This is a genomic window from Mesorhizobium sp. B2-9-1 (assembly GCF_006439455.1).
Taxonomy (GTDB): domain Bacteria; phylum Pseudomonadota; class Alphaproteobacteria; order Rhizobiales; family Rhizobiaceae; genus Mesorhizobium.
On the sequence record NZ_VFTP01000009.1, the window covers coordinates 114,326 to 140,778 of the forward strand.

General features: G+C 63.6%; 31 protein-coding genes. 20 read left to right on the forward strand and 11 right to left on the reverse strand.

The features are described 5' to 3' along the window. Positions 1–35 precede the first annotated feature (35 nt). Complete coding sequence (locus FJW05_RS17640) at positions 36–389, forward strand: DUF1304 domain-containing protein (protein ID WP_140634376.1); 354 nt, start codon at positions 36–38, stop codon at positions 387–389. Between the two features lie 77 nt (positions 390–466). Here the strand turns inward: FJW05_RS17640 and FJW05_RS17645 are convergent, their stop codons facing one another. From FJW05_RS17645 to FJW05_RS17675, 7 genes are all read right to left on the reverse strand, one after another. Then, positions 467–892, reverse strand: coding sequence for a hypothetical protein (locus tag FJW05_RS17645; protein ID WP_140634378.1), 426 nt, complete (start codon positions 890–892; stop codon positions 467–469). 250 nt (positions 893–1,142) lie between these two features. Further along, complete coding sequence (locus tag FJW05_RS17650) at positions 1,143–2,171, reverse strand: peptidoglycan -binding protein (RefSeq protein ID WP_140634380.1); 1,029 nt, start codon at positions 2,169–2,171, stop codon at positions 1,143–1,145. Position 2,172: 1 nt separating this feature from the next. Further along, complete coding sequence (locus FJW05_RS17655; protein WP_140634382.1) at positions 2,173–3,195, reverse strand: MotA/TolQ/ExbB proton channel family protein; 1,023 nt, start codon at positions 3,193–3,195, stop codon at positions 2,173–2,175. 185 nt (positions 3,196–3,380) lie between these two features. Next, a complete protein-coding gene (locus tag FJW05_RS17660; protein WP_095767262.1) occupies positions 3,381–4,073 on the reverse strand; it encodes a hemolysin III family protein in 693 nt (230 codons plus the stop codon). A gap of 213 nt (positions 4,074–4,286) precedes the next feature. Next, the gene (locus FJW05_RS17665) at positions 4,287–5,087 is read right to left on the reverse strand and encodes an inositol monophosphatase family protein (RefSeq protein ID WP_140634383.1); all 801 of its coding nucleotides are present in this window, start codon (positions 5,085–5,087) and stop codon (positions 4,287–4,289) included. A gap of 23 nt (positions 5,088–5,110) precedes the next feature. After that, entirely contained in the window at positions 5,111–5,677 is a 567-nt protein-coding gene (gene efp, locus FJW05_RS17670) for an elongation factor P (RefSeq protein WP_095767538.1), read from the reverse strand. 118 nt (positions 5,678–5,795) lie between these two features. Next, positions 5,796–6,662, reverse strand: a complete 867-nt coding sequence (locus FJW05_RS17675) for a LysR family transcriptional regulator (protein ID WP_140634385.1) — start codon at positions 6,660–6,662, stop codon at positions 5,796–5,798. Between the two features lie 101 nt (positions 6,663–6,763). Between FJW05_RS17675 and FJW05_RS17680 the strand changes: the two genes are divergently transcribed. Further along, positions 6,764–7,780, forward strand: a complete 1,017-nt coding sequence (locus FJW05_RS17680) for an NAD(P)-dependent alcohol dehydrogenase (protein WP_140634387.1) — start codon at positions 6,764–6,766, stop codon at positions 7,778–7,780. Positions 7,781–7,868: 88 nt separating this feature from the next. Here the strand turns inward: FJW05_RS17680 and FJW05_RS17685 are convergent, their stop codons facing one another. Together FJW05_RS17685 and FJW05_RS17690 are read right to left on the reverse strand one after the other, a co-directional pair. Then, on the reverse strand, positions 7,869–9,047 hold the full coding sequence (locus tag FJW05_RS17685; RefSeq protein ID WP_246673502.1) for a tetratricopeptide repeat protein: 1,179 nt from the start codon (positions 9,045–9,047) through the stop codon (positions 7,869–7,871). A 1-nt stretch (position 9,048) separates the two neighbouring features. Beyond that, positions 9,049–9,696 carry a thiamine phosphate synthase gene (locus FJW05_RS17690; protein ID WP_140634389.1) on the reverse strand — a complete coding sequence of 216 codons (648 nt, stop codon included), beginning with the start codon at positions 9,694–9,696 and terminating at the stop codon, positions 9,049–9,051. A gap of 286 nt (positions 9,697–9,982) precedes the next feature. On the opposite strand from FJW05_RS17690, the gene FJW05_RS17695 reads away from it, so the two are divergent. Continuing rightward, on the forward strand, positions 9,983–10,705 hold the full coding sequence (locus FJW05_RS17695; protein ID WP_140634391.1) for a glutamine amidotransferase: 723 nt from the start codon (positions 9,983–9,985) through the stop codon (positions 10,703–10,705). A 145-nt stretch (positions 10,706–10,850) separates the two neighbouring features. Then, positions 10,851–11,621 (forward strand): sulfite exporter TauE/SafE family protein, encoded by a 771-nt coding sequence (locus tag FJW05_RS17700; RefSeq protein ID WP_140634393.1) that lies wholly within the window; start codon positions 10,851–10,853, stop codon positions 11,619–11,621. A gap of 219 nt (positions 11,622–11,840) precedes the next feature. Here the strand turns inward: FJW05_RS17700 and FJW05_RS17705 are convergent, their stop codons facing one another. Next, positions 11,841–12,392 carry a DUF2269 family protein gene (locus FJW05_RS17705; RefSeq protein WP_140634395.1) on the reverse strand — a complete coding sequence of 184 codons (552 nt, stop codon included), beginning with the start codon at positions 12,390–12,392 and terminating at the stop codon, positions 11,841–11,843. A 554-nt stretch (positions 12,393–12,946) separates the two neighbouring features. Here FJW05_RS17705 and FJW05_RS17710 point away from each other — a divergent pair. The 9 genes from FJW05_RS17710 (at position 12,947) to FJW05_RS17750 (ending at position 19,203) form a co-directional block, all read left to right on the forward strand. Next, entirely contained in the window at positions 12,947–13,477 is a 531-nt protein-coding gene (locus tag FJW05_RS17710; RefSeq protein ID WP_140634397.1) for a DUF1465 family protein, read from the forward strand. 320 nt (positions 13,478–13,797) lie between these two features. Continuing rightward, complete coding sequence (locus FJW05_RS17715) at positions 13,798–14,862, forward strand: glycosyltransferase (protein ID WP_140634399.1); 1,065 nt, start codon at positions 13,798–13,800, stop codon at positions 14,860–14,862. 97 nt (positions 14,863–14,959) lie between these two features. Next, positions 14,960–15,472 carry a crossover junction endodeoxyribonuclease RuvC gene (gene ruvC, locus FJW05_RS17720; protein ID WP_140545981.1) on the forward strand — a complete coding sequence of 171 codons (513 nt, stop codon included), beginning with the start codon at positions 14,960–14,962 and terminating at the stop codon, positions 15,470–15,472. A 61-nt stretch (positions 15,473–15,533) separates the two neighbouring features. Continuing rightward, a complete protein-coding gene (locus tag FJW05_RS17725; RefSeq protein WP_140545982.1) occupies positions 15,534–15,785 on the forward strand; it encodes an AbrB/MazE/SpoVT family DNA-binding domain-containing protein in 252 nt (83 codons plus the stop codon). Positions 15,786–15,787: 2 nt separating this feature from the next. Next, a complete protein-coding gene (locus FJW05_RS17730) occupies positions 15,788–16,201 on the forward strand; it encodes a type II toxin-antitoxin system VapC family toxin (RefSeq protein ID WP_140634401.1) in 414 nt (137 codons plus the stop codon). Positions 16,202–16,213: 12 nt separating this feature from the next. Beyond that, positions 16,214–16,834 carry a Holliday junction branch migration protein RuvA gene (ruvA, locus tag FJW05_RS17735; RefSeq protein ID WP_140634403.1) on the forward strand — a complete coding sequence of 207 codons (621 nt, stop codon included), beginning with the start codon at positions 16,214–16,216 and terminating at the stop codon, positions 16,832–16,834. Next, positions 16,831–17,133, forward strand: coding sequence for an AbrB/MazE/SpoVT family DNA-binding domain-containing protein (locus FJW05_RS17740; protein ID WP_246673504.1), 303 nt, complete (start codon positions 16,831–16,833; stop codon positions 17,131–17,133). The genes ruvA and FJW05_RS17740 overlap by 4 nt, the downstream gene beginning before the upstream one ends. Further along, complete coding sequence (gene ruvB, locus FJW05_RS17745) at positions 17,130–18,167, forward strand: Holliday junction branch migration DNA helicase RuvB (RefSeq protein ID WP_140545985.1); 1,038 nt, start codon at positions 17,130–17,132, stop codon at positions 18,165–18,167. Before FJW05_RS17740 ends, ruvB begins: the two co-directional genes overlap by 4 nt. Positions 18,168–18,300: 133 nt before the next feature. Beyond that, positions 18,301–19,203, forward strand: coding sequence for a metallophosphoesterase (locus FJW05_RS17750; RefSeq protein ID WP_140634405.1), 903 nt, complete (start codon positions 18,301–18,303; stop codon positions 19,201–19,203). 24 nt (positions 19,204–19,227) lie between these two features. On the opposite strand, the gene FJW05_RS17755 is transcribed toward FJW05_RS17750, so the two are convergent. After that, the gene (locus tag FJW05_RS17755; RefSeq protein WP_140634407.1) at positions 19,228–20,478 is read right to left on the reverse strand and encodes a cellulase family glycosylhydrolase; all 1,251 of its coding nucleotides are present in this window, start codon (positions 20,476–20,478) and stop codon (positions 19,228–19,230) included. Between the two features lie 131 nt (positions 20,479–20,609). Here FJW05_RS17755 and ybgC point away from each other — a divergent pair, with 131 nt between their 5' ends. The 7 genes from ybgC (at position 20,610) to pal (ending at position 26,286) form a co-directional block, all read left to right on the forward strand. Next, positions 20,610–21,080 (forward strand): tol-pal system-associated acyl-CoA thioesterase, encoded by a 471-nt coding sequence (ybgC, locus tag FJW05_RS17760; RefSeq protein WP_140634409.1) that lies wholly within the window; start codon positions 20,610–20,612, stop codon positions 21,078–21,080. A 332-nt stretch (positions 21,081–21,412) separates the two neighbouring features. Further along, positions 21,413–22,123 carry a protein TolQ gene (gene tolQ / locus FJW05_RS17765; RefSeq protein WP_095767277.1) on the forward strand — a complete coding sequence of 237 codons (711 nt, stop codon included), beginning with the start codon at positions 21,413–21,415 and terminating at the stop codon, positions 22,121–22,123. Between the two features lie 15 nt (positions 22,124–22,138). Next, the gene (gene tolR, locus FJW05_RS17770; RefSeq protein ID WP_140634411.1) at positions 22,139–22,594 is read left to right on the forward strand and encodes a protein TolR; all 456 of its coding nucleotides are present in this window, start codon (positions 22,139–22,141) and stop codon (positions 22,592–22,594) included. Between the two features lie 7 nt (positions 22,595–22,601). Then, positions 22,602–23,756, forward strand: coding sequence for a cell envelope integrity protein TolA (locus FJW05_RS17775; RefSeq protein ID WP_140634413.1), 1,155 nt, complete (start codon positions 22,602–22,604; stop codon positions 23,754–23,756). A 68-nt stretch (positions 23,757–23,824) separates the two neighbouring features. Then, positions 23,825–25,117 carry a Tol-Pal system beta propeller repeat protein TolB gene (tolB, locus tag FJW05_RS17780; protein WP_246673510.1) on the forward strand — a complete coding sequence of 431 codons (1,293 nt, stop codon included), beginning with the start codon at positions 23,825–23,827 and terminating at the stop codon, positions 25,115–25,117. Between the two features lie 51 nt (positions 25,118–25,168). Further along, positions 25,169–25,546: a four helix bundle protein gene (locus tag FJW05_RS17785; protein ID WP_140634417.1), complete on the forward strand. Its 378-nt coding sequence runs from the start codon at positions 25,169–25,171 to the stop codon at positions 25,544–25,546. Between the two features lie 233 nt (positions 25,547–25,779). Next, positions 25,780–26,286, forward strand: a complete 507-nt coding sequence (pal, locus tag FJW05_RS17790) for a peptidoglycan-associated lipoprotein Pal (RefSeq protein WP_095767281.1) — start codon at positions 25,780–25,782, stop codon at positions 26,284–26,286. Positions 26,287–26,453 lie beyond the last annotated feature (167 nt).

Below are 26,453 nucleotides of genomic sequence, written 5' to 3' on the forward strand. Positions count from 1 at the left end.
CGTGGTCAATGCTTGTCCGAAGAACGGAGGGGACAATGGTCGGCAATATCCTGGTCGGGCTGGTGGCGCTGATCCACTGCTATATCGTCTATCTTGAGATGGTGTTGTGGGACACGCCGCGCGGCCGCAAGGCGTTCGGACTGACGCCGGAATTCGCCAGCGCCTCGAAGGTGCTTGCCGCCAACCAGGGCCTCTATAACGGCTTTCTCGCCGCGGGCCTGATCTGGGGCCTCTATCTCGACGCCGGCGGGTTCCAGATCAAGATGTTCTTCCTGCTTTGCGTCGCCATCGCCGGCCTCTACGGCGCGGCGACCGTCGGCCGCAAGATCCTGTTCATCCAGACGGCGCCGGCGGTGCTCGCCATTATCGCGCTTTGGCTCGGCCTGTAATCGAAGCAGGGCGCGATCGAAAAAGGACGCCCTCGGGACCAGGTTCCGCGAGCGCCAGGTGATCCCTTTCGAAGAGGTCAGCCGTTCGGGTAATTGCCGCCGTCGGAACCGTCGCCCATCATGAAGCTGCTGCCGGTATCGTTCATCAGTCTCTGGTCGACATTGTCGAGCCTGCGCAGCAGCTCATGATATTGTGCGGACGGTATCCTGCCGTGATCCGAAGCCGCGACATGTTGCGCGGCCTGGCTGATATGCGCGGTGCGCATATGCAGGTGCTGCGCTTCCGAGGCCGAGATGCTGTTCGTTTCGCGGGCGTCGGTGATGCCCTGGTTCACGCCCTGCATCTGCTCGACCAGGCTCGTCACGCGCGGTCCGGTCATAACGGTCGGATCGGGTGTGTCCAGGGCGCCGCCCCTGTGATGGCCGGCCGCATAGGCGGCGAGCGGAGCCGCGATCAGAACCGCAGCGAGGGTTGCTGTCTTGAGAGATGTTGAAATGCGCATGGCGGCGCATCCTCCTACCAGGAAGGGAGCGGCCGCGCCGCTTCGTCTTCCGACCTTTCGGGCCGTCCGGTTCCGTCGCGTCGCGATGCGAGGCATCGCCGGCGGACCCCGGCCCTGCGCGGCAAGTTAGGTGCGTCGATTTGCGATGTGTAATTAAAAAGAGATAATGTTTTCGGCGCTTGTCGCGGCGACTTGGCGCTCTAAGTATTCAGCCGACAAACAACTCCCCGTGACTTGGCGTGATAATAGCTCACCGTTCGGTGAGCTTCAGTTCAATGCGGCGGTTCTTGCTGCGCGCCTCGTCGGTGTCGGCAGGGTCGAGCGGCTGGAACTCGCCGAAGCCGGCGGCCACCAACCGGTTGGCCGGCACGCCGTTCTCGATCAGGAACTTCACCACCGAGGTGGCGCGGGCGGTCGACAGCTCCCAGTTGTCGCGATAGCGGCCGGTGCCGGACAGCGGCTTGTTGTCGGTATGGCCGTCGACACGCAGCACCCAGCTGATCTCCGGCGGGATTTCCTTCTGCAATTCGATGATGGCGTCGGCGAGCTTCTTCATCTCGACCTTGCCGGCGTCGTTGATCACGTCGGAGCCGGTCGGGAACAGCACCTCCGATTGGAAGACGAAGCGGTCGCCGACGATGCGGATGTTCTCGCGGTCGGCGAGGATCTCGCGCAGCCGGCCGAAGAAGTCGGAACGGTAGCGGTTGAGCTCCTGCACGCGCTGCGCCAGCGCGACATTCAGGCGGCGGCCGAGATCGGCGATCTTGGTGTTGGAGTCGCGGTCGCGCTGCTCGGAGACGTTGAGCGCGTCTTCCAGCGCACCGATCTGCTTGCGCAGCGCCGCGATCTGCTGGTTGAGGATCTCGACCTGGCTCAGCGCCTGCTGGCTGATCTGGCGCTGGTTGCTGAGCTCGCCGGACAATGCGGTGGCGCGCTGGTTGGCGGCATCGCCGGCGCCGGCGCCTTGTTCCAGCAATTGCTGGAGCCGGCCCCTTTCCGCTTCCGCCGCCGACAGCGAGGCCTGCAGATTGGCGAGCGAGTCTTCCTTGTCCTGCGAATTCGAGCGCTCGAGCGCGAGCAACTGGGTCAGCTCGTTGATCTGCGAGTTGAGCCGGTTGAGAACCGTGTCCTTGCCGGAGATCTCGCGGCTGAGCAGGAACTGCGCCAGCACGAAGACGGTGAGCAGGAACATGATCGCCAGCAGCAGCGTCGACAAAGCGTCGACAAAGCCCGGCCAATAGTCGATGCGGCGGTCGGCGCGCCGTCTTGCCAGCGCCACGTCAGTGGACCCCTTGCTTCTTCAGCGCGTCGGCGATCTTTTCCAGCGTGTTGCGCATGGCCTTCTGCTCGTCGGACTGGGCTTCGACCCAGTCGCGCATGATCTGCTGCTCGGAGCGCATGTTCTTCACCAGCCCCGAGATGCCGTCGGCAAGATTGGCCATGGCGGTGGCGACGCGCGGATTGGAGCCGCCGCCATTCTCCTGCAGGCTGCGCAACCGCTCCGACAGCAGGCGGATGTCCTCGGAGGATTCGGCTGTTTTCGACGTCTCGGACACGACGATGTCCGACGACAGATCGGTGACCGAAGACAGCCAGTTCTCAAGCTCGGTGTAGAAGCGGGTCTGGGCGCGGCCGGCCTGCAGGTCGAGGAAGCCGAGCACCAGGGAGCCGGAAAGGCCGAACAGCGAGGACGAGAACGCGGTGCCCATGCCGGCGAGCGGCGCCGACAGGCCTTGCTTGAGCGCGTCGAGCACGGCGGCGGCATCGCCGGTGCCTGGGTCCAACGCCTCGATCGTCTCGCGGATCGAGGCGATGGTGTTGAGCAGGCCCCAGAAGGTGCCGAGCAGGCCGAGGAACACAAGCAGGCCGACCAGATAGCGCGAGGTGTCGCGGCTCTCGTCGAGGCGGGTGGCGATGGAATCCAGCATCGTGCGCATCGAGGAGGTCGAAAAAGCGATCGTCGATGAGCGGCCGATCATCGCCTTCATCGGCGACAAAAGCACCGGCTCGGTGGTCTCGGAGCCGGCGCGGAAGGAATTGACCCAGCGCACCTCGCGAAACAGCCGCCCGACCTGGGCGAAGGCAAGCAGGATGCCGACCGCCAGCACGCCGACGATCAATCCGTTGAGGCCCGGATTGCTGGAGAAGGCGGTCGAGATCTGGCGGGTGAGGATGGCGGCGATGAAAGCGACGATGATCAGGAAGATCACCATGGTGAGCAGGAAGACCTGCGGGCTCGACAGCTTGTGCGGATCATAGACCAGGACGTCCGATCGCCTGCCGAAGGATCTGAGAAAAGCCATCCGTGCCCCGTTTCCGATGCCACCGCCGCAGAATTGCCGCGACTCTAAACGGAATTGTGACCAAATTGAATGGCGCTTGGCAATATCGCCGGCACTTGCTTGTTTTGGCGCAATTCCGAACGGAACGCCACGGCCGAGGCCCCGGACTTAGCCGCTACGCACTTTTCCCGAAATTGCTCCAGGGCCTAGAACCGGTTGACGACGAGGCAGTCGACCATGGCGGCCAGATGGAGGCCCGCCCCGGTGACGACGAAGCCGTGCCAGACGGCATTGTGGAAGCGCAGGCCCTTCCAGGCGAAGAAGACGACGCCGCAGGAATAGACGATGCCGCCGGCGACAAGCAGCGCGACCGAGGTCGTCGGCAGCGTCTCGACCAGCGGTCCGGCCAGCACGACGCCGCTCCAGCCGATGGCGAGATAGAAGACGATCGCCAGCCGGTCGTACCGGCCGGGCAGGAACATCTTGATGGCGATGCCGGCCGCTGCCGCGCTCCACACGATGACGATCATGGGCAGCGCCAGCGGCGAGTTGTCGAGCTGGGCGAGGAAGGGCGTGTAGGTGGCGGCGATCAGGAGATAGATCGCGGCATGGTCGAAGCGGCGCAGGATCCATTTCGCCGGCCACGAAACCGGCCACAGATTATAGGCCAGCGAAACCGAGAGCACGGTGAGCAGCGACACCACGTAGAACACCGCGGCGACATATTCGCCGGGGCCGGAGTGGAAGGCAGCCAGGGCCAGGAAAGTCGAGCCGGCGGCGATCGCCAGCACGATGCCCACTGCGTGAACGATGCCGTCGGCGATCATTTCGGCGCGCGAATAGTGCCAGCGCCCGACAAAGGGGATCTCAAGCTTCGTATCTGGATGCGCGTCGTTCATGAATGATCCTGCAACGCCTAATCTGGGCAGTCGCGGACCAGTATTTCAAGCTTCGGTTGCGGTTTTGCGACCAAAGCAGCGCGTCGTTTCGACGCAAAGAACGCCTTAAAGCGCGTCGCGCTGGACCGGATTCAGGCGACGCGCTTTAAGTCTTTGTTTTGATGCATGTCGTTGTCCTAGAACCGCTGCACACTTCTGGGAGACATGCATTAGTCAGCGAGCAGCCAATGGCTTCTTCACGGTTTTCAGCAACGCGCGCTGGATGAGTTCGTTGCCGGCGACGACCTCGCCGCTGTCCAGCATGCCCTGTCCGCCATCCATGTCGGAGACGAAGCCGCCGGCCTCGCGCACCAGAAGAATGCCCGCGGCGATGTCCCAGGACGACAGGCCGGTCTCCCAGAAACCGTCCATGCGTCCGGCCGCGACATAGGCAAGGTCGAGCGCGGCGGAGCCGAGGCGGCGGACGCCGGAGACTTCGGCCATGACGTTGCGCAGCTCGATCAGGAAATTGCCGTGCTGGCCGCGGCCGAGATGCGGCACGCCGCAGCCGATCACCGCGTCGGTCAGCTTGGAGCGGCCGGCAACACGCAACCGCCGGTCGTTCATGAAGGCGCCGCCGCCGCGCTCGGCCGTGTAGAGCTCGTCCATCGCCGGATTGTAAACGACGCCGGCGACGATCTGGCCCTGGCGCTCGAGCGCGATCGACACCGAGAAGACCGGGATGCCGTGCAGGAAGTTGGTGGTGCCGTCGAGCGGATCGACGAGCCAGCGGTGCTGAGCGTCCTCGCCTTCGACGGCGCCGCGCTCCTCCATCAGGAAGGCATAGCCCGGCCGCGCCTTGGAAAGCTCGGCGAAGACGATCTCTTCGGCCTTGCGGTCGGCCTGGCTGACATAGTCGCCTGGGCCCTTCATCGAGACCTGCAGGTTTTGCACCTCGCCGAAGTCGCGCGACAACGAGCGGCCGGCCTTCATCGCAGCCTGGACCATGACGTTGAGGAGAGCGGAACGCGCCATTTTTTCTTCCTGCTTTCTTGCCGTTAATCCGCGCGGCGCACGTAGGTGATTTCGTTGGTGTCGACGATGATGCGCTCGCCGGCCGAGATGAAGGGCGGCACCAGCACGCGGATGCCGTTCTCCAGCACCGCCGGCTTGTAGGAGGAGGCGGCCGTCTGGCCCCGCACCACCGGGTCGGCCTCGGTGATGGCCAGCGTCACCTGGTCGGGCAGCGAAATGCCGATCGGCCGCTCCTCGTAAAGCTGCACCGTCACCATCATGCCGTCCTGCAGGAAGGCGGCGCGCTCGCCGACGAAGTCCTTCGCCAGTTCGAGCTGCTCGTAGCTTTCGGTATCCATGAAGACCAGCGCGTCGCCCTGCTCGTAGAGGAACGAAAAATCCTTCAGGTCGAGCCGGATCTGCTCGACGGTTTCGGCCGAGCGGAAGCGCTCGTTGAGCTTGGTGCCGTTGATCAGGTTCTTCAGCTCGACCTGATTGTAGGCGCCGCCCTTGCCCGGCTTGACGGTGTTGGTCTTGACCGCCACCCAAAGCCCGCCATCGTGCTCGATGACATAGCCGGGACGGATTTCGTTGCCACTGATCTTGGCCATGATGAACTGATCCGGAATGAGATTTTTCTGGCGCGGCTCGCGCTTTGGCGCCTCCAAGACCACAAATTGCCCATAGTAGCAAGGGAGGCAGGCAACGGCCGCGCCCGGCGAGCCAATATCAGCCAGTGACCGCGATCGCCTCGCCGACGACCTGAGCGATGGCGTCCGCTACCTTTTCCAGGCGGTTGAGATGTGGGGAGCGGAGCGCCACGACCCGCATGGAAAGATCGAAATCGCCGGCGTCGACAAGGGCAAGGCCGTCGGGAATTCCGCGCACCGCCAACCGCGACGGCATCAGGCCGAGGCCGTGTCCGCGACGGACCCATTCCATCTGCATCGCGGGATCCTGAATTTCCGCCGAGACGACCAGCCGGCGCCGTTTGTCGCTCCCCATCACAGACAGCAGCCTTTGACGGGCGTCGCAAGGTTCGGGGCTGAGCACCCAGGGCATCGGCGACCCGGCTTCGAGATGGCGCTGCGTGCCGCCGGCCCGGGCGATGACGCTGAGACGCTCGATGCCAAGCTTGCCCGGACCCTCGTAGTCAGGGGCTCTCAGAACGATCGCAATGTCGAATTGGCCGCGCTCGAATTGATCGCTGAGTTCTCCGCTCCAGGCGGTCCGCAGACGCAGCGAGACGTTTGGAAACGCCGCGGCGACGCCGGCGATGGCGTTGGCCACGCTGGCGTCGGACAATCCATGCGCCAGGCCAAGTCGCAGCACGCCTCGCGGTTCGGCCTCGGCTGCAAAAGACTTCAGAGCCTCCACCGAGGCAAGGATGTCCCTGGCGCGCAAGAGCACTTCGGATCCGGCCGACGTCAGTCGCGGCGGTTTTTGCCGGCGGTCGAGCAGCGTCGTGCCGAGCAAGTCCTCCAGCCGCTGCAGCTGTCTGGTCACCGCCGGCTGCGTCAGCGGCAGGCGCTGCGCGACTTTCTGGATGGAACCTTCCTCGGCGAAGAGGACGAGGGTGCGCAGTTCCTCAATCATCGCTCATGTTCCAGATGCATAATCATTCTGATTATTATGAATTTGAATTCCGCTGTCGCGCAAGCGATTTTCCTGCCGACACTCCAGTCGAAGGAAAGCAAATGCGCACGATCGAATTACAGGCCCCGGGCGGCATAGAAAACCTCAAGCTCGTTGAACGGCCGACGCCGGCGCCGGGGCGCCAGGAAATCCTCATCAAGGTCAAGGCGAGCGCGCTCAATTACCGCGATGTCGAAATTGCCCGCGGCAGCTATCACTCGAAATTCACCCTGCCCCTGGTGCTGCTTTCCGACGGCGTCGGCGAGGTGGCGGCTGTCGGCGCTGAGGTCAGCCGGTTCAAGGTCGGCGACCGTGTCTGCGGCACGTTCTGGCAACGCTGGGTAGCCGGCAGCTTCGCCATGGCCGAGGCGTCTTACCAGCGTGGCGGGCCGATCGACGGCATGCTCAGCGAGTATGCGCTGCTCGATGAGCAGGCAGCGGTGCTCGCGCCCGCCCATCTGAGCGACATCGAAGCGGCAACGCTGGCCTGCGCTGGCGTGACCGCCTGGCATGCGCTATTCACCGAAGGCAAGTTGAGGCCGGGCGAGACGGTGCTCACTCTCGGCACCGGCGGCGTGTCGCTGTTCGCTGTGCAGCTTGCGAAGAGCGCCGGGGCGCGCGTGATCGTCACGTCGAGCAGCGATGAAAAGCTTGCTCGGGCAAAAGAGCTCGGCGCGCATGACGGCGTGAATTATCGCGACAATCCGGAATGGGCGGAAGCCGTGCTGCGGCTGACCGACGGACGCGGCGCGGACCACATCATCGAGGTCGGCGGTCCACGCAGTTTCGCGCAGTCGCTCAATGCGGCGGCCCGCTGCGGCCAGATAAACGTCATCGGCTATCTCGGTGGCAACGACGGATCGGTCAATCCGCTCGACATCTTCCGCCGTCAGGTCACGGCGCGCGGCATTCCGGTAGGGTCACGCCAGTCCTTCGAGGCAATGAACCGGGCGATTGCCGTCAATGGCCTGCGTCCGGTTATCGACAAGGTCTTTCCCTGGTATGAGGCCGCATCGGCGCTTCGCTACCTCGAGCATGGCTCGCCTTTCGGCAAGGTCGTGCTCGACCATATGCAGTGATGAAGTCTTCTCCTTAGGAGCAATTGCGGACCGAAGGCCACGGCGAAGTCGCCGAACCTGACCGCCTGACACTTTCCTGCATTTGCTCCTACGGCAGGCGATTTGCCTTCTGCAGCGCCTGCTTGGTCTGATCGTCGTCGAGGCCCTGCAGGAAATCGTCCATCTGCGGGTCGATCAGCCCGGCGCGGCGGGCGACGATGTACCAAGCGCCGGCAAGGATCAGGTCCGGATCGGTGCCGATGCCGCCCATATAGAGCTTGGCGAGACGGTTCTGGGCGGCGACATTGCCGCCTTCCGCCGCCCGTCTCATCCAGGCAAAGCCCGATTTCAGGTCGCGCCCGCCGCCGCGCCCCTCGATCATCCAGGCGGCGAGGTCGATCTGCGCGGTGTCGTAGTTCTGTCTCGCGGCCTGCGCCAGGAGAAGACGCGCCTGGGCGTCGTCATGCGGCTTGCCGCCGACGCCATTGGCGTAGAGCTGCGCCAGCGCATATTGCGCATCGGCAAGTCCGGTGGCGGCGGCGCGCTCGTAATAGGCGGCGGCCTTCACAAGGCCGTCATCGCCGGGATCCTGCTGGACGAGCAACTGGGCGAAGTTGAACTGGGCAAGCCGGTTGCCGGCCTCGGCCGCGGCCTGCATCAGCGCGAAAGCGGCCTTTTCGTCCTTCTTCACATAGCGGCCGTCCAGCAGCGCCAGCGCATATTGGAACTGAGCCTCCGGCACGCCCTGTTCGGCGGCCAGCGCATACCATTTCGCGGCCTCGGCCGGATTGAGCGGCACACCCAGCCCGCGCGACAGGATTTCGGCCACGAGCGTCTCAGCCGCCGGATCGCCGTTCTTGGCGCGCTCCATGGCGAGATTGTAGGCGGTCTTGTAAAGCCCGCGCTGGAAGGCGCCGTAGGCGGCGTCCGGCTGCTTGGCGCCGAAGCGGTCGGGATTGACGGCGTCGGCCGATGGCGGCGTCATGGTCGCCGGTTGCGGCAAGGTGTTTTGGATCGGCTTGTCGATATGCGCGCCGGTACCGAACCTGCTCGGATCCGGCGCGCCGGCGTCCGGCGCGGCTGTATCCAGTTTGCCCTTATTCGGCGTGCCAGTCTCCGGCATGCCGCTATCCGGCGTGCTTGCATCCGGCTTGGTTGCGTCGGGTGCGCTCTTGTCCGGTGCGCTCGTCTCCGGCCGCGGCTGCGGCAGCGGGACGGTCTCAGCCGCCATCGCGGCCTGCGCAAACAAGCCGGCCAGAACCGTCAGGCAAAGGCCACGCAGGCGCATGTCAGTCCTCGAAACGCGGCGCGGTTTCATCGAGCAACGCGTTGGCGGCGGCGATCGCGGCGCGCGGGTCACGTCCGTCGGCAAAGACGGCGCTGGACAGCGCCACGAACTCGGCACCGGTCGCGGCCACCGTCTCGACGGAGGCGAGCTCGGAGCCGGCCATGACGATGCAGGGGATCGAGATCATCTCCGCCCACCATTCGCCCAGCGCGAGGTTGCGGTGGTGCGGCTCCGGCTTGTTGTCATAGCCGAAACGGCCGAAGAACATATAGTCGGGCCGCGCCTCGCCGAGCCCCAGCGCCTCGTCGCGCGTCTTGGCGCCGCCGGCGCCGACCATCATCTTGCCGGCCACGCGCTCGATCGTCTCGGCGAGTTCCGCGGGCTTCACTTCGACATGGATGCCGTCGGCCTGGACGCGCCCGGCGATGCGGCTGTCGCCGGCGATGATGACGGCGACACCGGCGCCTTGAGCGATCGGCACGATCCTTTCGGCGAAGGCCTGGAAGGAGGCATCGTCCATGCCGTTGTCGGGCAGGATCAACGAGGCGACGTCGCCACCGTCGAACGCCGCGCAGATTTGCTCCGCCGGCACGAGCGGCGGCGCGATCAGCACGATGCGGCAGCGGTTGGGAGGAGTTGCTTCGTTCATTGGCCTTCGATCCCGGTTTCGCCTATGCCGGGCGAAGATGGTTGCATTGCGGCATAGAGCAAAGGGAGCGGCTTGAACAGTCGGCTATGCGGCGGACGGGGGCGGGACGAGCATCGTCCGATCGGGCGTCAGCTGGTCCGTGTTGCAGAGCCCATCGGGGGCGATCCAGTCAAACTCCCCGGAGCTTTAGCTTTCAATCAATGCCCCGGTTGGCGGATCAGCAATTGATTTGCGCTCCTGCTGACGCGTAGACATGTGCCTTGGTGCCAACACACAGGATATCGGGATGGCCACAGGACCGGAGAAGCGTCGATTGATCTTGGTCTGTCACGACCGTGGTCCGCGCGATGACCGGGTTTCCATTTTTGGAACTCGACATGGATTTGAACTCGATTATCGATACCCGTTTGACGGAGACGTATTAGGAGCGCCAGAACGTGATGTTGCAGCCAGCATCATCTTCGGTGGCAGGTTCGAGGCTTACGAGACAATCAGATATCCATTTCTCAAAGAGGAGGCACGCTGGATTGAAGCCTGCATCAAGCAGGATGTGCCATTGCTCGGCCTCTGCCTAGGCGCTCAACAGATTGCCCATACCCTTGGCGCCCAAGTGGGACCGCCTTCTTCCGGCGTTCAAGAGTTCGGATACTACGAGTTGCGGCCCACGGAAGCGGGCCGTGCCACTCTCCCGAACCCACTGCATGTCGCGCAGGCTCATTTCCACACATTCGATATGCCAGCCGGCGCAACACATCTCGCGTCAAGCGATCTCTACCCCAACCAAGCCTTCAGCTATGGAGAAAGCACCTTCGCATTCCAAGCTCATCCCGAAGTGACAATCGAGGGATTCCGACGCATGCAGGCGGCGCTGGATGGCTTCTATGGCAAACCGGGTGTTCAGTCACGCGAGGAACAGGATCGCATTATGTATGAGGCTGATCGTGCTCAGGCTGACTGGTTCTACGGTTTCCTAGGAAAGATGATTGGTTCAAAAATCTCGGCTCGGTAGATCGCCGCAAGTCCGCTTCGCGGGCCATGCGGCCGGCCGTCGATATAGGGGGTCGGCGGTAACCGATGCCGGCACTAATGACTATCCCGGCGGCGCCGTTCTGCGCTATGGCTGAATTCCCGCCTTCTCCAACCCTCCTTTGCCGATGTCAGGCCTGCTCAGCGACCCGTGGTTCTATGCTGCCGCCATTCCGGCGGTGATCCTTGTCGGCTTGTCGAAAGGCGGTTTCGGCGGCGCCGTCGGTTTCGTCGGCGTGCCGTTGATGGCTCTGACCATCCCGCCGGTTCAAGCGGCCGCCATCCTGCTGCCGATCCTGTGTCTGATGGACGTGGTTTCAGTGTGGACCTGGTGGGGCGTCTACGACCGCAGGATGCTGGTCGACATGATGCCCGGCGCCGTCATCGGCATCGGGCTCGGCTGGCTGACCGCGGCTTTGGTCACTGAGGAGATGGTGCGGCTGATCGTCGGCGCCGTCGCGCTGGTGTTCGTGCTGCGCTGGATCTACCTGCAGTTCCGTCACGGCGCCGATCATGTGGCGGAACCGAACCGCATTGCCGCCGCTTTCTGGGGCACTGTCGCCGGCTTCACCAGCTTCGTCGCCCATGTCGGCGGCCCGCCCTTCCAGGTCTATGCGCTGCCTATCCGGCTCGATCCGAAAGTGCTGTCGGGCACGGCGGCAGTCTTCTTTGCCGCCACCAATGCGTTGAAGCTCGTCCCCTATTTCGCGCTCGGCCAGTTCGACACCACCAATCTCACCGCTTCGGCGGTGCTGATGCCACTGGCGCCGCTGTCCACCATCGCCGGCGCGTGGCTGGTGCGCCGCATGCGGCCGGAGATCTTCTATCCGTTCACCTACGCCACCGTCGCGGTGGTCGCCGTCAAGCTGCTGTGGGACGGCATAGCCGGTTTGATGTGAGGCGCGTCGATATTCAGGTGAAGCCGGCCTGCAAATGGCGATTTCCTGCGCTTCCGGCCTTCGCCGGATGAAGCCCTCATAGATGTGTCCGTCTATGAAGGCTACGGCCGGCGTAGGCCGGTTCTCGGAAACCACCCAGTTTGGTCGCTTCGCGCCCGTCTTCGACTCCGACTCGGCCTGACCTGAATCTCAACGCGCCTTCGGGCGAGCGCCTTAATGTCAAGCGGCGCTCGGCACCATCTGGCGGCTGCCGCCGAAGGCGAGCGCGGCGCCCAGCGCAACCACCATCGCCATGCCGGCAAGAATGCCGACGTCGTGCAAAGTGGGCTTCAGCACCATGTCGGCGATGATCACCAGCATCACCGCATAATCGAGGCGCGCCCAGTTCATCATGCGCTGGCCGATGGCGAGGGCGGCCGGCGTCACGCCCTGCTCGGCAATCATGGTGCCCATGCGCTCGCCGGTCGGCTTGAAGATCAGCATGCCGATCGAGAAGGTCGTGGCATAGCCGACGAGGCCGATGACGATCCACAGGTCGGCAAAGCCGACCCACAAGCCGCACATGACGAGGCCAAAGACCAGCGTCAGCATCGACATCGGCGCGAAGAACCGGCCGCCGAGCTGTCCGCTGGCGCGGATAGCCAGCAGCTTGTCCTCGATTTTGCCGGCGCGCTCGGCCAGCACGCCGAGCAGGAACAGCACGAAGCCGCCGCCGACCCACAAAACGGCCGAGACGACGTGAAGGAATTTGACAATCGAATACCAATCCATGATTTTGCTCCGGATATCCTGCCTGATTTCAAGCGGCGCGGATCTGCGCGCCGCCTTTGTGGAGCGGCCTTTTGCGTGGCGCGTGTTTCGGAACGATGCCGCGGCAGCAGCAAACATGTTACGGCCGCCACGATCGGCGCCCGAAATCCGGTGCTCGGACGATCCCGGGCGGCGAATCCGCTGTCCTGTTCCGGCACAGTAAAGCGCGTTCGCTTAAAAAATCGCCGCCGCGTTAAGGGTTCATTAAGCTTTACGGGCGTTTACTAAGCGCATCCAGTTTTGCTGGATTCTTACCGAGTGGTTGGAGCCACTTTGTTTGACGCCTCCCTGTTAAACTCCTGAGAGCCGCCTTATCCGCGGCTCTTTTTTTATCCGCTGCCGGCTGGCTGATGCCGTCCGCTTGCGGATGGCCGGAACCGGCCCGGCGTTAACCGTTTGTTAAACATGCGCTTGCCTTCATTGGCATCGAAGCGCATTTTCAAGCCTCAGTCATTTAGGGTGCGGCCGCGTCGGCAAGGATGCCGAATCGGCTGCGGCAGTGCAGGGGCGTATCGATGAACGAGCCTTCGAAGGGCAGCGCGAAAACCATCAAATTGGCGGAGCGCCGGGTTTTCTCCCAATCCTTCAAGCCGCTTTACCAGGAAGGCATGGGGCTGGTCGAACAGGCCGCCGAATATCTCGATGGCAAGGGCAGGCTCGAAGCCAAGAAATTGTCGCGCACGGCGGCGACGCTCTATGCGGCCGAATCGATGCGGCTGACCACAAGGCTCATGCAGGTTGCCTCCTGGCTCTTGCTGCAGCGGGCGGCGAATTCCGGCGAGATGACGCGCGACCAGGTGGCTTCGGAGAAATCCAAGGTGCGTCTCGACACCGCGTCCGCGCATGACGAGGCGCTTGGCTGGAACGAGCTGCCCGGGGATTTTCTGGACCTCGTGACGCGCTCGCTGCGCCTGCAGTCGCTGGTGCGGCGCATGGACGAGGAAATCTATGGCGGCGTCATCAGCGAGACGCACGCGCCCAGCCGGCGCGCCAATCCGGTGTCCGACCAGATCAGTCTTTTGAACACGGCGTTCGCGCGCGGCTGAAACCGCGTTTGCAACAACGCCGCGGCAGAGTCGCGCGGGAGCCGGAACCGGCATCCCTTGTTCGAGCCGTGATTTTTGCGAGCCGCGATTTGGCGAGCCGCGACCTGGCCGCAGGTCGAACGCCTGCGACCACGACCGCTCTTCGATATTGCGGTAGCCGTCTCGCGTTAAAGGCAGTGCCGGCCTTCGAGAAAATCACCCCTTGCCTTGAAGCGATGGCCCCCTAGTTGGAGCCGTTCGCCGCAGCCGGGTCGACCCGAGCCGGTTCTGCAAGAAAACCACCGTCACTGTGACCAAAGCAGATTGCGAGGCTTGATCCCGTGCATTCGCCATTGGACCGCATCCCGGTATCGATCATCATCCCCAACTACAACTACGAACAGTTTCTAGGACGCGCCATCGACAGCGCGTTGGAGCAGGACCACCGAAATGTCGAGGTCGTCGTCGTCGATGACGCATCGACGGATGCGTCGGTGGCCGTCATCGAGTCCTATGGCGACAAAATCCGCTCGTGCCTGAGGCGTAGGAATGGCGGGCATGCGGCTGCGTTCAATACCGGGTTCGAGGCGAGCACCGGGGAGATCGTTCTTTTCCTCGACGCCGACGACTATCTCTATCCGAACGCCGTCTCAGAGGTGTTGGACGAGTGGGACGCGGATGTCGCCCAAGCGCAATTCAGATTGCATCTCGTTGATGAGGACCAGCATATCAAGGATGTCTTTCCACCGCCGGAACAGCCGTTCGATTCAGGCGACGTCGTGCCGGAATTGCTGCGCAAGGGGCGGTACCGCACGACGGTGACAAGCGGGCTGGCGTTCGACCGCGAAGCGCTGGAAACGATAATGCCGATGCCTGAAAGCGATTTCCGGCAAGGCGCCGACGGCTATCTCGCAACGCTCGCGCCGCTGCACGGAGAGGTGAAATCCATCGACACCTGCCTTGGCGCCTACCGCATCCACGGCTCCAATCATTCGATCTTTGCCGAAAAGCTTGCCGAGCGGGCGCGTTGGCGCGTGCAGCATGATTTCCGGCGTCTCGAAGCCTTGTCCGGCCGGGCGGCCGAGATCGGCTTGACCGTGCCGCCGGATGCCGGCCTTCGCGACCCGGTGCATCTGGAAGAGCGGCTGGCTTCGCTCTGCGTCGACGAACCCCAGCATCCGGTTGCAACCGACTCGCGGCTGGGACTGGCAAGAGCGGGCGCGGCCGCCAGTCTGGAAATGAACGCATCTTGGCGGCGGCGGGCTGCTCTGGCGGCCTGGTTCCTTTGCATCGGCATCCTGCCGCGGCGCATGGGCAATGCAGTCCTGGCGTGGAAACTGGTCGCATCGTCCAGGCCGGCATTTCTCACGCGGCTGTCGAAAACCATCCGCCGCGTGACGAATTAGAGCGTCTCACCGTTTCGGCGAATCGCTGAGATCGCAATTGTTTCCGGTTTGTTCACATTTTGCTGGCATCGCTTGCCGCCACGGCTAGACTTGGCGCATGGGGGAAGCGATTCGCATCATCGGCATCGATCCGGGCCTGAGGCGCACCGGCTGGGGTATTATCGACAGCGTGGGCAATTCGCTGCGCTTCATCGCATCCGGCACGGTGCGATCCGACGAGAAGGAGTCGCTGGCGACAAGACTCTGCCAGCTGCATGACGGCTTGGCCGAGGTGCTGCACCAGGCCATGCCGCATGAGGCTGCGGTCGAGCAGACTTTCGTCAACAAGGATGCGACGGCGACGTTGAAGCTCGGCCAGGCGCGCGGCATCGCCATGCTGGTGCCGGCGCGCGCCGGGCTGGTGGTCGCCGAATATGCGCCCAATGCCGTCAAGAAGGCGGTGATCGGCGTCGGCCACGGCGAGAAGAAGCAGATCCACATGATGGTGAAGGTGCTGATGCCGAAGGCTGTCTTCGACACCGACGACGCCGCCGACGCTCTGGCCATCGCCATCTGCCACGCGCATCACCGCCAGAGCGTCGCCTACCGGATGGCCGCGCTGGCCGGGTAGTGTTGTTCTTGACTTGTTCCGTCTGTTGGAATATTCCTTACTTGTAAGAAAGGATATTTCAATGCGAGTGACCAGCAAGGGCCAAGTGACCATTCCTCGCGATCTGCGCGAGACATTCGGCATTGTCGCCAACAGCGAAGTCATTTTCGGCATTGAGGGCGGAAAGATCACGATCACGCCCCGGCACGACAAGGGACGGCTGGCAGATCGTGAACGGCTTGCCAGTTTTCTCGCAGCGCTTGATCGGCTGGAGGGGAGTGGCGATCAGACGATGAATGCCGATGACGTCATGGCGCTGACGAGGGATCGCTGATCTTGGCGACGCTCGTCGATACCAATGTGCTTATCGATGTCGCGGTCCGCGATCCTGTCTGGCTGAAATGGTCGCGGCCGAAAATAGAGGCTGCCCGCAAGCGCGGCAGCCTCGTCATCAATCAGATCATCTATGCAGAGTTCTCGATACGCTACGAGACAATCGAAGAAGTCGATGATGTGTTGTCCGAAGATGAATACCGACGTGAGGGGTTGCCATTCGAAGCTGCCTTCGCGGCGTCGCGGGCATTTTTGCTCTATCGTCGGCAAGGAGGGCCGCGCGAGAGGGTCATGCCCGATTTTTTGATCGGTGCTCATGCCGTCATCAGAGGCTATCCCATTCTTACGCGCGATCCGACAGGTTTCAGAAAATACTTTCCCGATGTCACGCTTATCGCGCCCGACACCCACCCGTAAGAGAGCTTATCCATGATCGGCAAGCTGAAAGGCACGCTGGACGAGATCGACGAGGATAGCTGCGTCATCGACGTGCATGGCGTCGGCTACGTCGCCCATTGCTCGGTGCGCACGCTGGCCGCGCTGCCCTCGCCCGGCGAGGCGGTGGTGCTGTTCATCGAGACCTATGTGCGCGAGGACATGATCCGGCTCTATGGCTTTCAGACCGGGCTGGAGCGCGAGTGGTTTCGCCTCTTGATGAACAATGTGCAGGGCGTCGGCGCCAAGGTGGCGCTGGCCATCCTGTCGACGCTGGCGCCGGCCGACCTCGCCAACGCGATCGCGCTGCGCGACATCGCCATGGTCTCCCGCGCGCCCGGCGTCGGCAAGAAGGTGGCGGAGCGCATCGTCACCGAATTGCGCACCAAGGCGCCTGCCTATGCGGGCGCGGCCACAGGCACGATCGGCCTCAAGCAGGAGCTTGGCGAAGGCGTCGCGGCCGCGCCGATCACCGATGCGGTCTCGGCGCTCGTCAATCTCGGTTATTCGCGCGACATCGCCGCGAACGCGGTCGCGGCTGCACTGAAATCGGCCGGCGAGGGCGCGGACGCGTCCAAGCTGATCCGCTTCGGCCTGAAGGAATTGGCGCGGTGACATTTGCCCCAAATAGGAATATGGGCGCAGATGCAAAGCTGACTTCCAAGGGGCAGATGACGATTCCAAAGCATGTTCGCGACGTGCTGTCGCTCAAGGCTGGCGACAGGGCTGCCTTGACGGTCATGGACGGCCGTCTGATCGGTACGCCGCGCAACCTTGAATTCGCTGACCTTGCTGGGTTTCTAGGCGATCCGTTCGGCGGTCCAGCCACGCTGGAAGAAGTCGATGCTGCGGTAAGGGACGCGGTTGGCCTTCAGATTGTCGGAGTTGCGCCGCGCACAAAGGGCGCGGCATGACCCTTTCGCCCCGCCTCATTGCCCCCGACAAGCGCGGTGAGGATGCCGACCAGACCTTGCGGCCGCAGTCGCTCGACGAGTTCGTCGGCCAGGCGGCGGTGCGTGCCAATCTCAAGGTCTTCGTCGATGCCGCCAAGAGCCGCGGCGAGGCGCTCGACCATGTGCTGTTCGTCGGGCCGCCGGGGCTCGGCAAGACGACGCTGGCGCAGATCATGGCGCGCGAGCTCGGCGTCAATTTCCGCTCGACCTCGGGTCCGGTCATCGCCAAGGCCGGCGATCTCGCGGCGCTGCTGACCAATCTCGAGGAGCGCGACGTCCTTTTCATCGACGAGATCCATCGCCTCAACCCGGCGGTCGAGGAAATCCTCTATCCGGCAATGGAGGATTTCCAGCTCGATCTCATCATCGGCGAGGGGCCGGCGGCGCGCTCGGTCAAGATCGACCTTGCCCGTTTCACGCTGGTCGCGGCAACGACGAGGCTCGGCCTGCTGACCAATCCGTTGCGCGACCGTTTCGGCATTCCGGTCCGGCTCAATTTCTACACGGTCGAGGAGCTGGAGCAGATCGTGCGCCGCGGCGCCCGCATCCTGTCGATGCCGCTCGGCGACGATGGGGCGGTGGAGATCGCGCGCCGCGCGCGCGGCACGCCGCGCATCGCCGGCAGGCTGCTGCGCAGGGTGCGCGATTTTGCTTCGGTCGCCGGCGACGGTCATGTCGACAGGAGGATCGCCGACGAGGCGCTGACCAGGCTGGAGGTCGATGCGCTCGGCCTCGACGCGCTCGACCGCCGCTATCTGTCGATGATCGCGCGCAATTTCGGCGGCGGTCCGGTCGGCATCGAGACGATCGCGGCCGGGCTCTCCGAGCCGCGCGACGCGATCGAGGACATCATCGAACCTTATCTGATCCAGCAGGGCTTCATCCAGCGCACGCCGCGCGGCCGCGTGCTGACCGCCAACGCCTGGCGCCATCTCGGCCTCGACCCGCCGAGGGACATCGCCCAGCAGCAGATCAGCCTGTTCCAGGAGGAGTAACGCAGATTTGTTCGCCGTTTCGGCGGCGCAATGGCCGATCTGCGCAGAATCTGCGCGGCTCGGCCCGACTGAGGGCGCAATTGCATCCTTTAAGATAGGCTATCTGACGCAATCCTAGGGCTTGGGGCGACCTATGATCACCAGACGCGCTTTCCTGCGCCTTGTCGGCGGCTCGGCCTTCGCCATGGTGTCGCTCAGCGCCTATGCGGTCGGCATCGAGCCGATGCTGCTCACCCATGTGAAGCGCTACACATTGACGCCGCCGCACTGGCCGGCCGGGCTTAAGCTGCGCGTCGTGGCGCTGGCCGATATCCACTCCTGCCGGCCCTGGATGACGCCGGAACGGATCACAGCGCTTGCCGAGCAGGCCAACGCGTTGCAGCCGGATCTGATCGTGCTGCTCGGTGACTATACCGCCGGGACAAAGCTGGTGACCGGCCGGGTGCGGGTGGAGGAGTGGGCCGAGGCTTTGTCGGGGCTGAAGGCGCCGCTCGGCGTGCTGTCGATCCTCGGCAATCACGATTGGTGGACGGATTTCTTCGCCCAGCGAGCGGAAGCCGGCCCGACCCAGTCGCGCAAGGCGCTCGAGCATGTCGGCATCCCGGTGCTGGAAAACGACGTCGTGCGGCTGGAAAAGGACGGGCATGGTTTCTGGATCGCCGGGCTAGCCGATCAGTTGGCGCTGCTGCCGAACAAGGCCAAAGGCCGTGACAGTTTCCAGGGCTTCGACGATCTCCCGGGCACCTTGGCCAAGATCCAGGGCAGCGAGCCGATCATCCTGCTTGCACACGAGCCCGACATTTTCACGAAGGTGCCGGAGCGGGTGTCGCTGACACTGTCCGGACACACGCATGGCGGACAGGTGCGGCTGTTCGGCTATTCGCCGGTCGTGCCTTCGGACTATGGCAATCGCTTCGCCTACGGTCATGTCGTGGAGAATGACCGGAACCTGATCGTGTCGGGCGGGCTGGGCTTCAGCATTCTGCCGGTGCGTCTCGGGGTGCGGCCGGAAATCCTGCAGATCGATCTGGGCTGAGGCGTGTCGCCCCGGCCCGCTGCCTCAGCGCAGCGACCTGATCATATTCATCACGTCCGGCTCGGCCTTCTCGCCATCGAAGGCGTCGACCACGCCGAAGGCGCCGCCATAGCTCCACACCGACCAGGAAAAGCCATGCGCCTCGGCGCGGGCGATCATGTCGCGCACATAGGCTGCGCGATATGCGGCCGGCATGACGAAGCTGTTGCCGTATTCCTTGCGGATCATGCCGAATTCACCGAGCGTGATGTCCTGCGGCTTGACGCCGTTGGCCTTCGCCCAGGCGTCGACCGTCGCGAACGGCGCATCCATCACGCCAAGCAGCTTTTCAGGGCTGTCCATCGTCGCCACCTGCTCGTCGAGATAGGCGAGCAGGCCGCTCCGCCGCGCCCAAGGCGCCTCGGCCTTGATCCGCTCGCGGATCGTGTCGAGCGTCATGTCGAGTTGCGCCTTCGGGACAGCCGTCAACGGGTAGGACAGGCCGGTGACATAGGGAATGAAGTCGCCGGCCCAGTTTGCGCCCTGATGCGTCAGAAGAAACGGATCGTAGGCGTGGAAAGCCCAGATGATGTTGTCATCGGCGATCGCCTTGGGATCGATCCTGGCCAGCGACTCCGCGTTCGAATAGCAGCCGCCGCTCAGCACCAGCGTCAGCCTGGTGGCGGAGGCGCGCGCGACGGCGAACAATTGCTTCTGACGGTCGGGCCAAAGGTTGGTGCCGTTCTCGTCGCAATCGACCAGCGGCTCGTTCATCAGTTCCAGCGCGACAAGCTTCGGGTCCTCCTTTGCCAGCGTCCGCGCCATCTTGCGCACCAGCTCGGCATAGGCATCGAAGACGGCCGGGTCATGCACCACCTCGCTCATGCCGATCTTGCGGTTGCCGCCGGCGGGGATCAGATGCAGGTCGACGATCACCTTCAGGCCGGCACGGTTGATCATGCGCGCGGAGTCCAGCACACTGGCATAGAGGTCGTCGCGAAGGGCCGTGGTGCGGTCCGAAAGAAAGGGCGAAGGATCGACCGGCATGCGCAGGAAGTCGAGGCCTGCGCCCTTGAGCGCCTTGAGGTCGTCCTCCTTGAGGAATTTGCGCCATTCCGGATAAGGCAGGATCGCCTCGCGCTCGCCCCATCTGTCCTCGGCCGGCCAGGTGACCCACTGGTCGAGATTGAGGCCGCGCTTCATCGAGAAGGTCGCCGCTGCGGCGGGCAACGCTAACGGGCCAAGCGCAAGCAGCGCTGCCATCAAGGTCTTGATCATCGTGCCCAACAATGCCATCCCGTTCCCGCGCGAAAACAGTGCGTGTCGCCCAAAAGCGTGCAGCGGTTTTTGGGACAACGACACGCACAGAAAAATGCCTAAAGCCCGAGGGCTTTAGGTGCCTGTTCGGGCCTGAAAAGGAAAGCGCGATGGACGATCATGGTGAATCGGCGGCGCTCGGCGCAGGGCTTTCCGGCGCGCTGACGGATTTCGGCCACCGGCTGATGGCGAGGGTCTACTATGCCGACACGGATTTCTCCGGCGTCGTCTATCATGCGCGCTATCTCGAATTCCTCGAACGCGGGCGCTCCGACTATCTGAGGCTGACCGGCGTCCATCACACCGAACTCCTGGACGGCAAGCATGGCGAGCGCATCGTCTGGGTGGTGCGGCGCATGGAGATCGACTTCCGCTCGCCGGCGCGCATGGACGATATCCTAACCATCGACACGCGCACCGACGATATTTCCGGCGCCCGCATCTTCATGGGCCAGCAATTGAAGCGCGGCGGCGACGTGCTGGTCGAGGCCAAGGTCGAAGCGGCGATCGTCGGCGAAAGCGGCCGGCCAAAGCGTTTCCCGAAGGAATGGATCGCGGCCTTCATGCCTCGGCCAAGCTGATATTCAGGTGAGGCTGGCCTGCGAACGGCGGGCTCAGCCTGACCTGAATCCCACCTTGCCCTGCGTCGCGTCTCGCCGGCTGGCCGCGGCCATGCGCGGCAATGCGCCGCGCCTGATGCCCTAACCCATCCTTAACCATAACGGTTCATGAAGGAATTGGCGAAGATTGGCGCAATCCGTGCGCCTTCCTTTCACCAATATTTGCCTCGAAAAGGCCGCGAAACGGTGCATTCGGGGCTATCCCGCAAGCTTCTAGCTTCGCGCGATCGGACCAAAGGAATGCCCATGGGCCAGCCGCCAGCGATGCCCGGAAAATCTTAAGGACGTAAGTCATGGAAAATATCGCACTCGCCGAACCGGGCGCGCATCTGTCGCTCTGGGCCCTGTTCATGCAGGCCGGCTGGGTGGTCAAGCTGGTCATGATCGGCCTGCTCTGCGCCTCGATCTGGACCTGGGCGATCATCATCGACAAGCTCGTCGCCTATAGCCGCATGCGGCTGGCGCTCAACCGCTTCGAGCAGGTGTTCTGGTCGGGCCAGTCGCTGGAGGATCTCTACCGGACGCTGGCCGATCGCAAGACCACCGGCATGGGCGCGATCTTCGTCGCCGCCATGCGCGAATGGAAGAAGAGTTTCGAAAAGGGCGCGAAATCGGCGCTGGCGCTGCAGACCCGCATCGACAAGGCGATGGATCTGGCGCTGACGCGCGAGATGGAGAAGCTGGAGGGTCGGCTCGGCTTCCTCGCCACCACCGGCTCGGCCGCACCCTTCATCGGGCTGTTCGGCACCGTCATCGGCATCATGACGTCGTTCCAGGCGATCGCCGCCTCGAAGAACACCAGCCTTTCGGTGGTGGCGCCCGGTATCGCTGAGGCGCTGCTCGCCACCGCGATCGGCCTGCTCGCGGCCATTCCCGCGGTCATCGCCTACAACAAGCTGTCGTCGGACGCGAACAAGATCGGCATGCGCATGGAAGGCTTCGCGGACGAGTTCTCCGCCATACTCTCGCGCCAAATCGATGAAAAAGTAGCGCAGAAGGGCTGAGGAACGATCATGGGGATGTCTGCTGCAGGCGCAAGTGGCTCGGGGCGAGGCGGACGCGGCCATAGGCGGCGCGGCCGTCACCATGCCCTGATGTCCGAAATCAACGTCACGCCGATGGTCGATGTGATGCTGGTGCTGTTGATCATCTTCATGGTCGCGGCGCCGCTGCTCACCGTCGGGGTTCCGATCGACCTGCCGGACACGCAGGCCAAGGCGATGAATATCGACACGCAGCCGATCACCGTTTCGATCGACTCGACGGGCAAGATTTTCCTGCAGGAGACCGAGATCCCGATCGAGGAGCTGGTAGCCAAGCTGCAGGCGATCTCGAAGACCGGTTACGACGAACGCATCTTCATCCGCGGCGACAAGTCGACCGACTACGGTACGGCGATGAAGGTGATGGCCCGCATTTCGGCGGCCGGCTACAAGAATATCGGCCTGGTCTCGCTGCAGGAACAGGATCAGTAGACGCCAAATGCGGACCGGCCTCACCTCATCGGTGATCTTGCATACGGTGGCGCTGGCCTTCGGGCTGTTCACGCTGTCGTCGCCACCTGCCATGCCGGCGGCCGACGTGGAGTCGGTGGCGGTCGACATCGTGCCGATGGAAGCCGTGCCGCAGACGCTGCAGGGCGACAAGAAGTCGGTGATGCATGAAAAACCGGCGCCGCTGCCGACCAAGCGGCCGGACGTCGTGCCCAATGCACAGAAGGTCGGCGAGAACACCGTCGATACCGACAAGCCGGTGACGGACGAAGCCAAGCCGAAGCCGGTCGAGAAGACGGCGGCGCCGCCGCCCGCACCGACGCCGACCGAGAAGCCAGCGGTCGAGGACGTGCCGAAGCCGCAGGAAAAGCCGAAGCCGATCCCGGCAACGGAAGTCGCGCCGACGCCGACGCCGAAGGAAGAGGTCAAGCCCGAGCCGGTCAAGCAGACGGAGCCCAAGCCGACGCCGGCCAAGCAGCCGACACCGACGCCGCCGAAGGACACGACCGCCGCTATCCCGAAGGACGAGGTGAAGCCCGACGCCGTCGCCGAGGCGATCACCCAGCAGCAACCCACCGACGAGGCCAAGCTTCCAGACTCCGCGCCTGCGCCGGAAGCGCGGCCGAAGCCGCAGCCGGCCCAGGCCGAAAGCGCCAAGGCGCCGGACCGCAAGGACGCCGACAAGCCGGTGAAGGAAGCGTCTTCCAAGCCGAAGTCGGACGACAAGCAGTTCAATGCCGATGAGATTTCCGCCCTGCTGGACAAGCAGAAGCCGTCCGGCGGCGGCGCCAAGCGCTCGACGCAGCAGGCCTCGCTCGGCGGCGAAAAGGACCAGGGCCAGAAGCTGTCGAAGTCGGAGGAAGGGGCCCTGCGCGATCAGCTTGCGGGTTGCTGGACCTTCCCGGCGGGCATGGAAGCCTCGGACGATCTCATCGCCGTGATCTCGTTCAATCTCGACGCCTCCGGCAAGCTGGACGGCCGGCCTGTCGTCGAGAAATCGAGCGGAAACCGCCAGGTCGACGAAAGCGCGGTGCGCGCTATCCAGAAATGCAACATGGCCGGCCTGCAGGTTCCTCCCGGAAAACAGGACATCTGGGCGCAGATCAAGGTCACTTTCGATCCGAGGGAAATGCTTGGCCTCTGAGGCCTGCCCTCCGCACAATCAGCGAAGAGAAGCGAGAAGATATGAAATTCACCCTCAAGCCGCTCCTGATGGTCGCGACAATAGCGCTGGGTTCTCTCGTTGGCGCTGCCGCGCCGGCATGGGCTCTCGTCGAGATCAACGTCAACAAGGGCAATGTCGAACCGCTGCCGATCGCCATCACGGACTTCCAGTCGAATGATGCGCTGGGCGCGCAGATCACCGAGATCGTCACCGCCGACCTGAAGCGCTCCGGCCTGTTCGCGCCGATCGACAAGAGCGCCTTCATCGAGAAGATTTCCGGCCCGGACGCCACGCCGCGCTTCGACGACTGGAAGGTGATCAACGCGCAGGCGCTGGTCACCGGCAGCGTCGGCAAGGAAGCCGACGGCCGCATCCGCGCCCAGTACCGGTTGTGGGATACGTTTGCGGGCCAGCAGATGGCGGGCGAGCAGTTCTTCGCCAACGACGCCAACACCAGGCGCGTCGCCCATATCATTGCCGACGCCATCTATGAGCGGATCACCGGCGAAAAAGGCTATTTCGACACGCGCGTCGTCTTCGTCGACGAGTCCGGCGCCAAGAACGCCCGCAAGAAGCGGCTCGCCATCATGGACCAGGACGGCGCCAACATACGCTACCTGTCGGACGGCCGCGCGATCGTTCTGACGCCGCGTTTTTCGCCGAACCGGCAGGAAATCACCTACATGTCCTACGAAAGCGGGCAGCCGAAGGTGTATCTGCTGCAGATCGAGACCGGACAGCGCGAGCTGGTGGGCAACTTTCCCGGCATGACGTTCGCGCCGCGCTTCTCGCCCGACGGCCAGAAGGTGATCATGAGCCTGCTGCGCGATGATGGCAACTCCAACATCTTCGCCATGGATCTGAGGAGCCGCTCGACGACGCGGCTCACCGATTCGACCGCGATCGACACTTCTCCCTCCTATTCGCCGGACGGCTCGCAGATCGTCTTCACTTCCGACCGCGGCGGCGGCAGCGGCCGTTCGCAGATTTATGTCATGGGCGCGGACGGCTCAAATCCGCACCGCATCTCCTTCGGCGACGGCGTCTATTCGACGCCCGTCTGGTCGCCGCGCGGCGACCTCATCGCCTTCACCAAGCAGAGCGGCGGCGAGTTCCAGATCGGCGTCATGAAAACCGACGGCTCGAGCGAGCGCATCCTGTCCTCCGGCTTCCAGCAGGAGGGTCCGACCTGGGCGCCGAACGGCCGCGTGCTGATGTTCTTCCGCGACTCCGCCGGCGGCCCGAAGCTGGTCTCGGTCGATCTCACCGGCCGCAACGAGCAGCAGATTCCGACGGCGAACTATGCGTCGGACCCGGCTTGGTCGCCGTTGCTTGAGTGAGGGGAAGGGAATTGGGGAACTGGGGAATTGGGGAATTGAAGAACTGAAGAAATGGAGAAGCAGGGACGCTACGTTGGACGCGCCAGGGACCTGCAGGTCTATAAGCGGGCCTACGCAGTTTCTCTTGAAATTCACAAAGCCACGCTGGCCTTTCCGAAGATCGAGCAATACGCGCTAGCCGATCAGTTGCGTCGCTCCAGCAAGGCTATCTGCGCTAATTTGTCGGAGGGCTTTGCCAAGCAGCCTCATTCCAAAGCCGAATTCGCTCGCTTCATTTCAATGGCTATGGGGTCGTGTAGCGAAGTCGAGACATGGATCTCCTATGCCTTCGACCTCGAATACATTTCAAAGACACAGCTTGACGAGTGGCTACGATCCTACAACCAGATCTATGGGATGCTGGTGAATCTCAGAGGGTCGCTGAAGTGACCTCTTTCTCCAATTCTTCAATTCCCCAGTTCCCCAATTCCCTCTTTTTCCATGTTTTGGCCGCATTTCCGCCTACGGTCCGCGCGCAGTGTCGCCCCTTCGTAAAGCGCGGGGCAAGCAGTCGCGGACGGCGGCTCGAAACCAAACATTAACCGTGTTTCTTGAATGCCGGTTAACCCAAACGTGGTTACTGGGTGATCAACGAAATCACTCATATGCGAAGGAGAGGCGGCATGGGCCGTATCGCAGCACTTACCAGAAACCCAGCGATGATCGCTCTCGTGATGGCGCTCGCCATTACCGGTTGCGCCTCGAAGAAGACCCCGAACAGCGCGGCCGATCTCGGCCTCAACGGTGCCGGAGCCGCGACGCCCGGTTCGGCGCAGGACTTCACCGTCAACATCGGCGACCGCATCTTCTTCGACACCGATTCCTCGTCGATCCGCGCCGACGCACAGACCACGCTGGCCCGCCAGGCGCAGTGGCTGAACCAGTATCGCCAGTATGCGATCGTCATCGAAGGCCATGCCGACGAGCGCGGCACGCGTGAGTACAACCTGGCGCTGGGCGCCCGCCGCGCCGCCGCCACGCGCGACTTCCTGGTCTCCAAGGGCGTCTCCGCCGGCCGCCTGAAGACGATCTCTTACGGCAAGGAGCGTCCGGTCGCGGTCTGCGACGACATCTCCTGCTGGTCGCAGAACCGCCGCGCCGTCACCACGCTTTCCGGCGCCGGCTCCTGACGCATGACACCGAAGATCGGGGTCGATTTTCGGTAAGGGCGCTCGGCGTCCCGGGCGACAAAAATACAACATACCAAAAATGAAAGGCGGCCTCAGGGCCGCCTTTTTCCTTTGCAACAAACCGAAACAAAATTTGGCCGAAGTCTCGCGTCCTGCTATGAGCGCGA